This is a genomic window from Methanoplanus endosymbiosus, assembly GCF_024662215.1.
Classification (GTDB): domain Archaea; phylum Halobacteriota; class Methanomicrobia; order Methanomicrobiales; family Methanomicrobiaceae; genus Methanoplanus; species Methanoplanus endosymbiosus.
Map to the genome: position 1 here is coordinate 2,703,301 of NZ_CP096115.1, position 13,866 is coordinate 2,717,166.

The 13,866-nt window shown below is 42.4% G+C and carries 14 protein-coding genes; 3 read left to right on the forward strand and 11 right to left on the reverse strand.

The genetic code is table 11. The annotated features are described in order from the left end of the window. Positions 1–6: 6 nt before the first annotated feature. Positions 7–1,101: an MFS transporter gene (locus tag L6E24_RS12500; protein ID WP_257742304.1), complete on the forward strand. Its 1,095-nt coding sequence runs from the start codon at positions 7–9 to the stop codon at positions 1,099–1,101. Positions 1,102–1,111: 10 nt separating this feature from the next. On the opposite strand, the gene L6E24_RS12505 is transcribed toward L6E24_RS12500, so the two are convergent. From L6E24_RS12505 to L6E24_RS12540, 8 genes are all read right to left on the reverse strand, one after another. Beyond that, complete coding sequence (locus tag L6E24_RS12505) at positions 1,112–1,345, reverse strand: Fic family protein (RefSeq protein ID WP_257742305.1); 234 nt, start codon at positions 1,343–1,345, stop codon at positions 1,112–1,114. Further along, complete coding sequence (locus L6E24_RS12510; RefSeq protein WP_308219158.1) at positions 1,314–1,757, reverse strand: ATP-binding protein; 444 nt, start codon at positions 1,755–1,757, stop codon at positions 1,314–1,316. The genes L6E24_RS12505 and L6E24_RS12510 overlap by 32 nt, the downstream gene beginning before the upstream one ends. Beyond that, positions 1,753–2,397, reverse strand: coding sequence for a PKD domain-containing protein (locus tag L6E24_RS12515; RefSeq protein WP_257742306.1), 645 nt, complete (start codon positions 2,395–2,397; stop codon positions 1,753–1,755). Before L6E24_RS12515 ends, L6E24_RS12510 begins: the two co-directional genes overlap by 5 nt. Further along, positions 2,394–3,425 (reverse strand): YIP1 family protein, encoded by a 1,032-nt coding sequence (locus L6E24_RS12520; protein ID WP_257742307.1) that lies wholly within the window; start codon positions 3,423–3,425, stop codon positions 2,394–2,396. Before L6E24_RS12520 ends, L6E24_RS12515 begins: the two co-directional genes overlap by 4 nt. A 159-nt stretch (positions 3,426–3,584) precedes the next feature. Then, on the reverse strand, positions 3,585–5,816 hold the full coding sequence (locus L6E24_RS12525) for an efflux RND transporter permease subunit (protein ID WP_257742308.1): 2,232 nt from the start codon (positions 5,814–5,816) through the stop codon (positions 3,585–3,587). A 176-nt stretch (positions 5,817–5,992) separates the two neighbouring features. Further along, a complete protein-coding gene (locus L6E24_RS12530) occupies positions 5,993–6,805 on the reverse strand; it encodes a pyrroline-5-carboxylate reductase family protein (RefSeq protein WP_257742309.1) in 813 nt (270 codons plus the stop codon). 102 nt (positions 6,806–6,907) lie between these two features. Beyond that, positions 6,908–7,015, reverse strand: coding sequence for a DUF1294 domain-containing protein (locus tag L6E24_RS12535; RefSeq protein WP_257742310.1), 108 nt, complete (start codon positions 7,013–7,015; stop codon positions 6,908–6,910). Positions 7,016–7,629: 614 nt separating this feature from the next. Continuing rightward, positions 7,630–9,447 (reverse strand): PAS domain-containing sensor histidine kinase, encoded by a 1,818-nt coding sequence (locus L6E24_RS12540; protein ID WP_257742311.1) that lies wholly within the window; start codon positions 9,445–9,447, stop codon positions 7,630–7,632. 407 nt (positions 9,448–9,854) lie between these two features. Between L6E24_RS12540 and L6E24_RS12545 the strand changes: the two genes are divergently transcribed. Both L6E24_RS12545 and L6E24_RS12550 read left to right on the forward strand, forming a co-directional pair. Next, complete coding sequence (locus L6E24_RS12545) at positions 9,855–10,490, forward strand: zinc ribbon domain-containing protein (protein WP_257742312.1); 636 nt, start codon at positions 9,855–9,857, stop codon at positions 10,488–10,490. Positions 10,491–10,504: 14 nt separating this feature from the next. Then, the gene (locus tag L6E24_RS12550) at positions 10,505–11,497 is read left to right on the forward strand and encodes a hypothetical protein (RefSeq protein ID WP_257742313.1); all 993 of its coding nucleotides are present in this window, start codon (positions 10,505–10,507) and stop codon (positions 11,495–11,497) included. 95 nt (positions 11,498–11,592) lie between these two features. On the opposite strand, the gene L6E24_RS12555 is transcribed toward L6E24_RS12550, so the two are convergent. The 3 genes from L6E24_RS12555 to L6E24_RS12565 all read right to left on the reverse strand — a co-directional run bounded on the left by L6E24_RS12555 (position 11,593) and on the right by L6E24_RS12565 (position 13,670). After that, entirely contained in the window at positions 11,593–12,111 is a 519-nt protein-coding gene (locus L6E24_RS12555) for a hypothetical protein (protein WP_257742314.1), read from the reverse strand. A gap of 171 nt (positions 12,112–12,282) precedes the next feature. Continuing rightward, the gene (locus L6E24_RS12560) at positions 12,283–12,972 is read right to left on the reverse strand and encodes a metal-dependent hydrolase (RefSeq protein ID WP_257742315.1); all 690 of its coding nucleotides are present in this window, start codon (positions 12,970–12,972) and stop codon (positions 12,283–12,285) included. An 83-nt stretch (positions 12,973–13,055) separates the two neighbouring features. Continuing rightward, positions 13,056–13,670 carry a class I SAM-dependent methyltransferase gene (locus tag L6E24_RS12565; protein ID WP_257742316.1) on the reverse strand — a complete coding sequence of 205 codons (615 nt, stop codon included), beginning with the start codon at positions 13,668–13,670 and terminating at the stop codon, positions 13,056–13,058. Between the last annotated feature and the right edge of the window lie 196 nt (positions 13,671–13,866).

Genomic DNA, 13,866 nt, shown 5'->3' on the forward strand with positions numbered 1-13,866 from the left:
CTGTTTATGAAGGAGAGAATATCAATACTTCTGGGAATGGTTGCCGTAATGGCACTTTCAAACGCTGTTGTTCCTGTTCTGCCGTTTTTTGCAGATGAATCCCCCGGGATTCAGGGCGCAATATTTTCTGCCTATTTCTTCGGGGCATTTCTGACAGTTTTTCCTGCCGGAACTTTATCTGACCGTATTGGCAAAATTCCGCTGATAAGGGCCGGTCTGATTATGACGATAATTTCAGGTCTCCTTATTTATTTTGTCCCTGTGGCTCTTCCTGTGGTTATATTCCGGTTTATTGAGGGTATTGGTGCAGGGATGTTTGTCGTATGTGCCATGTCATGGGTCAATGAACAGGAGGATCACAAGAAGCTTGCCGGATATATCATTGCGGCTCTTAATCTTGGTCTTCTGAGTGGCCTCGTCTTTGCCGGTGCGCTTGATCCATACTTTGGTGCAACAGGCGGTGTGGCGGTTTTTACGGTTTTAACTGTTATTCCACTGCTTATTCATCTGTATGCAAGGGAGGATGTCACTGAGAGCACTGCCCCGCCTGCGGATATCATGGCCATTCTTGCGGATTACAAATGGCTGTATCTGTCGGCTCTCATTCTTGTTGGTGCAACGGGTGTTGTTACAGCCCTTTATCCGGAGTTTACCGATGAAGCACCCCTTATGCTCAGCTTTCAGATCGGGATTATGAACTTCTCAACTATTGTTTCATCGGTGATTGCACCAAAGCTTGATCTAAAGCCTGTGCCTGTGATCAGAGCCGGCTCGGTTATGATGGGTTTTCTGGTTATAGCCGGATATTTCGTACCGGAAGTCTCTCTTATTGCGATATTTTCTGTATTTTCAATGATTGGTCTGATTGCAGGGTTTATTATGGTTGGACAGATGGAGTTTCTTGCAGAGACCGGATACAGGCAGGGGACGGTTATTGGTCTGCTTACGGTCTCATCATATGCAGGAATGACTTTTCTGCCGTTCTTCGCCGGAATTATAGCTGAGTACAGTTATCTTGTATCGTTTGTGATTGTAGGACTTCTGGCTTTTATGATGTCACTGTTAATCGGGCGGTGCAGGTGCACACTGACGGTAAAATAGATCTCTTTAGCTATTTTTCCGGAGTTTGTCTGTCCAGTTTCTCTTTTCCCTCTTTTGTGAGCCTGTACTGCTGAATTCTGCTTTTGGGTTTTTCCGGCACTGTATATTCGATATATTTATCGGCCAGCATCTGGCGGATAACTCTGTTGATCTGGCCTGTTACAGTTTTCTTTCCCAGTCTTTTTGATATCAGTGATTTTGACATTGGACCATCATAAAGCATTCTGAGTATATGATCTTCCATTAATTCCGGTTGCGGCTCTGTTTTGACTCTGCCCCGACTCTGCCCTGACTCTGCCCTGACTCTGCCCCGACTCAGATTTTTGTTCACCTGAGAGAACCGGACGTCTGAATGTAACTGTAACCCACGACCCGGATACTTCAATATCAGGTTCTGCAACTCCATAATCTCTGCACATCCAGCGTATTCTTCGGATTCCGCTCCCTATCTGCTCTACAAGGTTCATCCGCTGGAATATTCCAAACAGAAGCGGATTTCGGGGTACACTTTTGACACCAAGATCTTCCTCACGCATTCCGGCGGGAAGACCTCCGGGTGTGACGATCTCAACTCTGTCCTGGAAAATATATATCTGGATATTTTTATGTGAGTCTGTCTGTGGAAGTTCCTTAAACAGACGGTGTCCGGGATTAATCCTTCACAATCCCTATTTTTCTGAAGATCTCTTTTATGAGCCCTATATAATCTGTAGATAATGTCTGAAGCTTATTCAGTTCACCTGAAATTCCGGGAAGCTCAATCACGTGGGACGCTGCTGGTGTAGGTTCAGGTGTCGGTGTTGGAATTTGTGTTGGCACCGGCGTTGGTGCGGCAGTGGGTAATGGTGTTGGCGCTGCTGTTGGTTCCGGAGTCAGTTCATATATCTTCTTTAAGTTAAATCCGCCCTCTTCCAGATAAACCTGCTTGGTGATAAAATAAGGAATGCCAGAACTGTCTGTTACAGTGAGTTTGACCTCTATTGAATAAGCCTCGTCTTCTGCCTCGTCTTCTGTGAATACTTTTATGGGATTTTCCTCAGTTGATCCCCACCAGTCATCCTCGCCAAATTCCCAGTTGTAGCCCTTAATCGCTCCTGAACTCATATCATAGAAACGGACCTCATAGACAATCCCGCTGTACTTTGCATAATCAGGATAGCTCAGCCACTCTGAGGTATCAACTCTGTATATGTCCCAGTCAAAATTTGGATCAGCATCTGCACTTGCGGGAACCACAAGGAATAAAAGCATCAGTGCTGCCAGAAGGCAGACTGATAATATTCTGTTTATTTTCATATGAATGCCACCTCTCCGGAGAATATAATATAATAAATTACCAGGGCCATTATCACCGCAGGAATGATGGCACAGACTGCCGATTTTGCAGAGTCGCATCCATGCCCTTCACTGTATCCTGTAAACTGCAGAAAAATCATCCATATCGGCGCTATCAGCAGACCAAATACCGGTATTAAACCGACTGTTCCAAAGGGCGTTGCTGAATAAAATGTCGTCACATATGACTCATCGGCCAGTAAGTCAGTGCCGAGTATTTTAGAGAATACAAATACAAGCAGGCCGTATATCAGCAGCAGGATCAGCATCAGAACAAAAAATTCGATGATTAGCAGGAGATTATCTCCGGCAGGCATGCTCTTCAGTGCAGCATAAACTGATCCATCGGGAGCAATACTTCCTCCGATAAATATAAGCACAATAATGTTAATTACAGCAGAGAGTCCAAGCATTACAAGTGCAAATATAAAGGCATCGCTGAATGAATCTGTCGAGGCCCTGTAAAATGTGTCAGCAGGATGCAGAAGAAATCCTTTAATCTTCTCCGGAAATGAGACTCCTGTATCATGCCTGTATTTTGAATCTATATCTTCAGGTCTGGCATTTCCATAAGTCTCATCTGAATATTTTCCTGTGGCTGCCTTCTTACTCTCCTTCTTCTCTGCCATCTTCTGTGCATTGTGCATAACCTCCACAAATTTCTCCGGCATTCCCTCAAGTGTGGCTTTGACTGCGTAGAATATCTCATCTCTCTCTTTCTTCTCCATAAATGAGATATGTACTATATCAGATATGCCGTTAGAGAAGAGAATTTCAAGTTCAACTCCCGGATGGCCGTAGGGATCTTCATATAACTTATAGCCCAGAATATTGTCCGGATAATATGAAAAGGGCGAAATTCCGGTTGAATCCTGTGGCACAAAAGCTATTCTCATATTTGTGACGCTGACCTGGTACAGCCTTGAGTTCAGTGCACCTGTCGCCTGGATAAGGGTTTCCTCACGCCTGCCATAGTCCTTATAGTCCAAAATATCACCTATGTTATAAATTTATACTTTAAAGGAGAAAAATTTATCATTAATTTTTTGGATGAATTTTCTTATGTAACTGAATTTATCTTTATGAACTGAAAATTATTCTGTTATGATCTTCCGGAAAAAAAGTATCTGATATTGGATGTAATAATCTTATAGTATTTCATCGTCTGTATATGGCTTCTCAAATCTGCCCATTATTGAAAGAACGGCAGGCATAACCACAATTGCTCCTATCAGGGAGAATCCAACCGTAATTACAGTGACCATCCCGAAATTTTTGATGATATTAAAGCCTGAGAGCAGGAGGGCTGAAAATCCAAATACTGTTGTCATTCCGGAGACTGTAATTGCACTGCCAATCTTTTGTACACCTATGCGTATAGCCTCAAGTTTTTCCTTTCCGTTCTTTCTCTCTTCCGTATATCTCTCCATTATCAGTATGGTATATTCCGAGGCGATTCCTATCGTCATTGAGCCTAACACTGCCGTCATCGGGGTGTAGTCGATGCCAAGTCCGTACATGATTGCACCATTCCACCCGACAATCATAATGATTGGAATTATCGGGGTGATGGCTGTTACTCTGCGGTATATGAATATAAGCCAGACAAATATCAGGAAGAATCCGAGATATGTCATCTGTGCCTTGCCGTCATTTATTGATTTTATGAGGGATACACTCATCTCCGTAGATCCGGTAAGTACCGCATCAATGCCCGGCGGAGGGTAATTCCATGTTAGATCCCGTTTGACATTGTTGATGAGGGACTCTGCTATGTCAGGTTCGAGATCCAGCATACTGAACTGGAGTACTGTCGTCATATGACCGTTGATATACGGCTCTTTCTCAGATTCAGGAATTGAGCTGACAATTTCAATGATCTCAGCCTCACTTTCCGGAATTGTGCCGCCATTGTACTTCTTCACCAGGGTTGCAATACTTGTAACCCCTGTTATCTCATTTCTTGAACTGATCTCATACTCCCCAAAATCATCAATCCATTCTATCACATCGGGATTTAATACATCATCACCTCTCACCATGGCGGTGAGTGTATCTGTTGATCCCATCGTCCTTGTGACCTTCTTCATATCAACAACAGCCGGCATATCCGGAGGGACAAAGGTCTGTTCATCAAAACTTATCGGCACTTCATTATCAAGCTGAATGCCGAGAATTGCGATAAATCCAAGTATCAGGAGAATATATAACGGGCTTTTTGCAATATTATGGGACAGGTTTCCGAGGAAACTGTCATACTGCTCCATTTTTTTATCTGATGAACTTTTCTTCTTCTCTTTTGGTTTGTATCCTATCAGAATTCCAAATGTCGGAACCATTACGAGGGCAGCCAGATAACAGCATATAACTCCGATAAGGCAGGTCAGGCCAAAGTCAACGACCATCGGAATTGGGGATACATACATCGCAATAAATCCAAGTGACGTTGCAATCATTGCGTACAGAATAGACGGACCTGAATTCTCTATGGTTGTTCTGACACCCTTCTCCACCGGAGCACCATGTTTGATCTCGTCATCAAGCCGGGAATGGAACTGGATTGCGTAATCTATACCAATTCCTATCAGCACCGGAAATGCGGCTATCACCACCATACTGATTGGAATGTCTGCAAGTCCCATCACACCAAAAGTGCTTATCAGTCCTGTGAATACCACACCTACCGGCAAAAACCTGTAGCTTACATGAGCAAAGAGGATTCCCACAGCAACAACCATCAGCAGCATGGCCGCAAATATCAGGGTCCCGGTTGACTTGCCCATCTCTTCGCCCATCTGCTGGCTGAATGCCGGGCTGCCGCTGACTGTAACTGTCATGTCAGGTGGCATATCAGATATTGTTATCAGGGTTTTGAGATTATTGAGGAGTGCTTCTTCTTTATCATCCGAAATTCCGGTGTCGAGATTTACAACGGCTATTGTCATTGTATTTGACGGAAGGTACTTCTCAAGAAGCTCTGCCGGAAGCATATTCTTTATCCGGTCAGTTTCTGCTGTTGAAGAGGGCAGTTCTCCATTATTTACTGCCTTAATCATATCGGTTATTCCGGCGACAGTTCTCGCCCCGTCTTCATTTGCCGTCTGATCCTGAAGACTTTCCATGTATTGCAGGTTTTTGGGGTCAAGGACATCATCTGATTCATAGATCAGCATTATTGCCGATGAGCTGAACATCTCCTTGTAATTTTCAAGGGTTACACCTCTTGGCGTATCCTTATCAATATATGTGTCATCTCCGGTTTTCATATAAATAAGCGACATGCCGTATGCCGCTATTAAAAACCAGATTATGACTGCAACTGCCACTATTTTTGGCCGTGCTGTTATGAAGTCTGCTAATATTTTAAAGGGTGATTTCAAATGTATTTCACCTGTAATTTATCATCTAAATATCTTATTTTAATGACTGATATATAATTTGTTGCGAAAAAAACAACATACTTCATCTCTGTGGGGGCTGTTATCCGGATTTTCTTTTCAGCTGTAAAACAGGATGTGGTTAATCCTGTCAGCCGGAAGATGGACTGATAATTTTTTCACCGGAATTTATCTGAGACAAGTTTATGTTTTCTGTCTGTCTCTTTTAACATGGCAGTGAATAATTCTCCGGCATTCTCCCTGATAACTCTCATGCCCTCCCCGGTAATGCCGCCTTCTGTTGCAACGTCAGCAATCAGACTTTCAAATGTGCTGTAGTCATGCTCAATGAGTTTTGCAGTCCCGATAAATGTTTCTCTTACGACCATATCCGCAGTATTCTGATCGATCCCGTAATGTCTTACAGCAGCACCGGAAAATTCCTTCATAATTCCGGCAATGAACGCAGGTGATGAACTTGCAATGTCTGAGTAGGCAGATATCTCTGCTTCCGGTACGGTTACCGGCTTTGAGATTGCTTCAAAAAGTCTGATTATCTTCTGTCTGTCCTTATCATCAGGCAGTGCGTCAAATGAGAGCACTGATATGCCGCATAATCTGTGTGATGTGACTGACGGAATAACCCTCACTATCGGAGCTGTCTTACCGGTCCATTCAGTTATCTTTCCGGTTGTGACATCTGAGATTACTGATACGAGAATTTTTTCGTCTGTTATAAGATCTTTTATCTCCGTAATTACTTCTTCTGTGTCATCCGGAAGTACGCACAGAAATATTATCCCTGATTTTTCTGCTGTTATCCGGTTTGATGCTGCTCTGTTTATGCCGGTCTCTTCTGCGAGCCTCAGCAGTTTTTCTTCACTTCTGTTTGATGCGGTTATCTCTTCTGGTTTCAGAATGCCGCTCCTGATAAAACTCCGGATGAGCATGCTACCCATGCTTCCGGTTCCGATTATTCCGATCTCTGCCATTGCATATTATTTGGGATTAATCTGTAAAAACTGGTCTGAAATTTCGGTTGCGCAGACTGCATTATATCTCTGCATCAAATTTGTGCATTATATCTGTGCCTGTCAGGCACATCCGGCAATAATTACTGCAAATATTGTCAGGTGTACCAGAAGAAAAACAGGCACAAGGTAAAATTTCTTCTTATGTGTTTTGTGCCTGAATATCTTCATCGCTGCATATGCACCAAACGGGCCGGGAAAGGCAGATGTCGGATCCTCCTATATACCATATAAAGAACTACGGCCACAGCATATGCACCAAACGGGCCGGGAAAGGCAGATGTCGGGAGAAGACTCTCTTTTGTTCTCCATGCCGTGAAAACTTATATTTTTCATCCATCATCTGTGAGCTATTTCTCATGAGTGACTTCTTTAGTAGATCTTAATTTCTGCCAGTCATACAGATCTTCAGATACTATCTTCTGCAAACAGCAATAAACCACTGAATAATATCGTACGTTCAAAAGAAAAACAGGTTGCGGGGGGAATCAACCTGCAATCTTAGATTGATTCTTATTATAGAAAAATAATTCTATTTAATTTCGGAGGTTTTTAATATTTTATATCTTTGTATGCCTATAAGCAGATAATTATATGCAGGATTCTTCATCTTCCCTGCGTAGCAATACTCTCTTATATGTGCGGTGAGTTCCTGTAATCTCCGGAATAATTACATATTTATCTGATTAAATCTACTGCCTGAGTGGTATTTTATCCGGATTATAATCATATGCATAAAAATTGGGGGTAGTTTATCCGTATTTGTCTGGAGTCTCTTTGGTATTTTAGGTCCTGAATTTATCATTTGGGATAGTTATCTCAAAACAGGCTCCTTTCCCGTAAATGCCTGTTTCGTGAATTTCAATATCTGTTATCGAGAGAATTTCCCGGATGAGAAACAGCCCGAATCCGGTGTTTTTACCGATACCTCTCTGAAATATCCTCTCTTTCTCCTTTTTGGGCACCCCTGTGCCACTGTCCCTCCAGTAAACTTTTGCACTGGATTGATTGATCTCACAGGTTAAGGATATCTCTGGTGAATCCCCGGCATAACGGATAGAATTGTCCATTAGGTTGTAAAATACCTTTTCAAGCATGGAATCTGCAAAGATCTCAAGATCTCCGCATCCGTTCTTCACCGGTATTTTTTTGTTCCGGAGTTTTCTTATAATCTCGGATATATTCTGCCATTTTGGTTCACTTATGCCCAGTTCTTCATAATGTCCGGTGAACTCAATCTGGTTCTGAATAATCTCAGCAGCCGAGTCCATTTTATTTAGATATGTGTCTGCATTTTTATCCTCTGATCCATTGGCAATTTCAATATAGCCTCTCAGCACTGTTATCTGGTTTAATATGTCATGCCTTGTGATTGCCGAAAGGATCTTCAGTTTCCTGTTTGAAAGGGTTAATGCTCTCTGTATCTCAGTTATCTCATAAAGCTGCTGAATCATCTCTTCTTCCGTCAATGTCAGCTTTTCATTCAGTTCACACAGGATCTCATTTTTATTATTCAGTTCAACTTCGGCTTTTTTCCTCTCTGTGAAATCCTGAACATTTACAGTAATACCTGTAATATTTTCATTTTCATCGTGATTTGGTGAGGCATCATATCGCAGGTAGAGTTCTTTGCCCCATATTGAGGAGTAATATTCTTCATATGATATTAATTTGTCTTCTCTGAGGCATTCTCTGAGTTTTTCAGCGGATTGTCCAAGCTGTGGATGATTATATATATTTATCCTCTTTTTTGTCTCTTCAGAAGAGGGAGAACCATAAATTTTCACAGCGGCATGATTCATATCAATAATATTTCCGTCCCTGTCAATCAGAAGAATCCCTGTAGGGCTGTTATTTACAAGTTCTCTGTATCTGATCTCGCTCTCCTTTAACCTGTTCTCCGCAGCTTTCAGCACTGACAAATCCTGAAAGATCTCAAGGATATAATTTCTGCCGCCCAGATTTACCAGTTCTGCATTCTTTAAAACCGGATTCCTGTATCCTCCTTTGCATTTTACAGCAGTTTCCATACCATCAAAACATTTCTGCTTCTTCTCCCATATGGGGCATTCCTTTGATTGTTTTCCCTTCGGGCAGATTATATCGCAGAGTTCTCCTGTCAGTTCTTCAGAAGAGTAGCCTGTGATTTCACATGTTTTGTCATTGACACTGAAGATTCTGTAGTCATCACCGATTATGACCATTCCGCAGGGGACATTATTAAAGATGGTTTCAAGGATATTTTTGGAATTTTGCAGATCTTCTTTTTTTTCTTTAAGATCTGTAATCTCCGTGGCTCTGTATCTGATGCAGTCTTCAGATTTTCTGCATGCATTTGTTCTGAGCCAGATCTCTGAGCTGTCTTTTTTCCGGAATAATACATCCGCTCTCTTTTTATCAGGAGAATTGTCATATTTGAAGTTAAAAAAATTCTCAATGCCGGAAATCCGGGTAATAAAATATGAGATATTTTTATCTGACAGTTCTTCAGGCCTGTAACCTGTTAATTTACAGAATGATTCGGAGACTGAGATTATATTTCCTGTATTGCCTGCAAAAAGAGTGCCTTCACCATAAATCTCAGAATCATCTCTTGATTTCATTTATTTCTCCGCTGAATTTCCAGGATTCAAATTAATGAACTCTCTGATCTAATAACTTATTCTCTGTTTCAGTAATAATAATGATCTGTTTATTTATCCTTATTGTTTTTTGTGGATAAATGAAGGTCATAGGATATTTAAATCCCGGAGTTAAGATTGACGCTGCAATAATTATCATTACATCTGTAATCTCTGATTATTTCTCTGATCTTCGGATTTGGCAGACAATAACGGTTCTGACTCGCAGGAGGTAACATGAGTGAGCGCGGCGTAGTTTACCCGGATCACTGTTGTCATCTTTGGATGCATGGGAAAGAAATAAATTATCTCTGAAATTGCCCAAACCATTAAATTAAATGGTGTTCATAGGAATTTTACCTTAAATTGGTTGGGAAGGTTGATTTGTTATGGCATTTTGTGAACATTGCGGTGCAGAGATTAGCGAAGGTGCTAAATTCTGTAAAAACTGTGGGATGAAGGTTGAGTCAGGTGTTTCAGGTATTGCTAATGATAATTCCGGAGCTGTTACTCCGTCATCTCCGGAAAGAGTAGAGAAAGTCATTTATGTGGCAGAAACTCCAAAGGCGTATGAATCTGTACCTCAGAAGGTGTATGAAGCGCCTCCTGTGGTTAATGCACCTCCACAGGCTGCAGGGGTTTCTCCTGGTGGAGACCTCAGAAATCCGCTGATTGCAGCTGTCGCTTCTTTTTTCTTCCCCGGACTTGGTCAGACTTATGCGGGTGAGCAGAAGAGAGGTCTGCTCTTCATTGCCGGAACTCTGGTTATTGGGTACTTTTTAGGAATGTTTATGATAATTCCTATGCTCTGGGCTACCTATGATGCCTATAAGCTCTCAAAGATGATTAATTCCGGTGAGAAAGAGTTTATTGCTCCTTCAGTTATGAATTATGTCATATTCTTTGCATTATGGATTGTTATGGTAATTCTTCTGGGCGCTCTGGATCTTCTTCTCTATGGTAACAGGTACTACTATTCAGATTATGATTTTACCAATCCTATGGCATCACAACCGCAGTTTTAATGGGTATGATGGCTATGAACTTTTTTAATTTTTTTGGGGCGTGTAATCTCAGAACTTTAGGAGGGCTTATTATTCCGTCTCTTCTGGTGATTATGCTCTTCCTGTCCGGAATTTCTGCGGGATGCTTTGGAATGGTAAGCAATCCTCCGCCTCTGTTTACACAGGATCAGGCTCAGGATACTGAATTTTCAGGGTACTATTATTTAGGAGGAGCAGGGCCGGATATAGGTGGTATTATCTTTTATCCGGATGGTAAGTGGGAAGTCGTTGAGGGCGAAGAGGTAGTCTTTTACGGGAGATATCTTGTCCGGTCAGGAATTATCTATATGACTGAGGGTGATCTTAAGCCTCAGGCGGTTGATAATGAGGCCAGTTTTGAGGTACTGGATGACGGAGAGACAATCACTGATGCAGACGGCTATTACTGGTATCTTGACAGAACCCGTTCGGTTTCAGGTGCCGGCAGTTCTTCAGGCGAAACCGGTTCTGAGGTCATTACAACTGCGCCCACTCCGGTTTCAACGGTAATTATGCCGGCCGTGGAGGTTACTCTGGCTGATTCTTCCGGAATTCAGGCTGAGACTGATATTTCCGGAGATGAGGATGTTATGGTTATAATCCTGCCGGATTCCGGAACGGATGATCTTACATTCACGCTGACATCTTCGGAAGATGTAGCTGCCGGCAAGCTGAAGTTAAATCTTGAAGTTGATTCAACAGAAAGAATCACTTTTTCTCAGGGCGAGAAGCCTGATGAACCTGAGCCCCTTCAGATTCTCCGGGCCACCTTCTTTGCCTATAATACAGGTGATGTAAGTTCCGGATTTAAACCTCTTACTCTTGGGGATGTATATGCCTCAGGTATGCCGTATAAGACGAGATCTATTACCGTTAATGAAGCCACTGCTGATAATATTGGTGCTGAGCTTCCGCAGGATTCTGCGTCCGGATGGCTCGACATCACAGAACCTTACAGTTATGGCGTAATAGTTGCTGATGCTACCTGAAAGTCATGACCATGAAGCTGAGTTCTTCATGGGTAATTTCTTTTTTTATCCGGATGATACAGCTCGTGCATCTCTGAGAACTTAAATCTCAGTTATCAGGGATTTTTCAGGCAGAATGTTAAATTCTCCCTTTCAATAAGGTATTCACCTTTCACGGGAGTGACTCCGGAATCTGCTGAAACCGCTTCTATTGATATTGTGATCTTCTCATCTCCGGAATTATCCGTATTTCCTGTATTGGAATCTCTCTCAGTATAACTCCACCATAATGTCTCTTCACCGGTGATTGTGTTATTTCCAAGATTTATGACTCTGTAATCCGGCTTATTCCAGAGGAGAAATGCTCCTTCTGAAGCATGCCAGTGGTATTGTATGTCACCGGCATCTCCTGAATAATGTGGTGTAATATCAATTCCCACAATGGACGACATTATCGGTGACCAGCAGGTGTTTTCCGAAGAGATCTCTATTTTTTCCACATATTCTTCGGCATTCTCCCTTCCAGTACATCCGGCAGATAACAGAAGCAATATCACTCCGGCTAAGAGCAGAAGAGAGATGGCTGTTCTTCTCCGGCATTTTTCTGTCATCTCAGGCTTTCTATTTTTAGGCATGTTGTATCCCGGAATTTGTCCTGAAAGGATATAATTATGATCCGGTTTTCTGATCATCTGCGGGTTAGTCTGATCCGGTTTTGTAACTGTATGCAGCTAATTATGATCATCTCTGAGTTTGGTGGCTGCGGCATTCTCTTCTTAATGCCGGAAAGCGTACCCCGGCATCCATTATTTCCGGATAACTTCTTCTGTCTTATCTCCTGCCAGTACAAGAAATATTCCGGCTGCAAATAACGTAACTGCGGCGTAGAATATCCCGTCCGGATTATAGACTAAAATGCTGCCAGATCCGGCAGCCAATATTATGGTTATGATCATAAATCCGGTAAAGGCCATATATCCTGTGGTTTTCAGCCGGAATCTGTATCTCTCCCCTGCAAATGCCCTCAGGTAGCCTGCTGAGAGCAGAAGAAGAAGGGACAGAATAAAAAATGTCCATTCTGTGACTGACGATAGTTCCTTAATAATCATCTGCATGAAGTATGCTGCCGGTTCATAACTCCCCTTTGAGAAATTTCCAAGTAAGGGCCACAGCCAGTCCTGAAGGTTATAAAACATTGAGTCTGCCAGCTGATGGAGCAGCATGCCGGCAGAGATATAGAGAACTGTTCTGTCTGAGTATATTCTGCAGATGACAAGGCCTGCGATGAACATCAGGAAGAAGAAGGTCAGGGTATGGAAGAAAATTCTGCCATGCCCTATCTCTTCTGCAAGGAATATATGGCCCATCGGTTTGTCTGCCAGATCAGGCAGTATGCTGCCTAACGTGCAGAATATGATAGCTTTTTTCTCTTTGAATATGCAGGCACATATAAGGCCGAGCAGTATTCCGGAGAAGATATGATATATTATCAGCATGTGTATGAATTGTCAGAATAATGTCTGCACCGGAGATATTATGATTTTCCGGTTATGGTGATATACCTGAGTGAAATTCCGGTTCACCTTTTTCTGAAGATAAGGCCGCACCAGTTGGTAATAATCAGCCCTGCCGGAAGTCTGATATCCTTCTCAAATGAAAACCCTGCGTCTTCAAATGACTTACGGATAACTGTGCGTCTGTACCTGTAAATTATCCTCTCCGTCTCTTCACCTTTGATCTCCATATGGGAAGTGTACTTCTCCTCTCCCTCCTGATAGATTATCAGGAAATATCCGCCTTCTTTCAGGTTTTCTGCCAGTCTGAAGATTACCTTTTCAAAGTCTTCAGGCGGAATGTGAATCAGTGATCCGGATGAGAATATGCCGTCATATTTGCCTGTTATTCCCGGATTGTCTGTAAAATCAGCTTCAATGAATCTGCATTCCGGAACTTTCTCCCTGGCAGTCTCAATAGATCTCCGGCTGAAATCAATGCCTGTGACTTTTGCACCTGATCCGGCAAACATTGCCGCTTCATGCCCCAGTCCGCATCCTAAGTCCAGAATTTCAGGATTGTCCGGGAGAATTTTCATAAATTCCTCTGTTACGGGCAGCAGTATGTCTCCTGCCTCCCAGTTGCTGTACTCTTTCTCTGCAACATAGTCGTAAAACCGTATGATCTCTTCTTTATCCACAGTTTAGTTATTGACTGTCCTGTAATAACCAGTTTTTGTGGTACTCTCCGGGCATGAAAGGGGAATAGTAATATATTCTCTCAAATAGAGTATAAACCAAACCTGCCGGAATCCGGAATAAGTGTATCAGTTCTTTTTCCGGTTTTTAACTGGATAGACTAAATTATCTGAGATTTATAATTTCCGGTTATTGGCA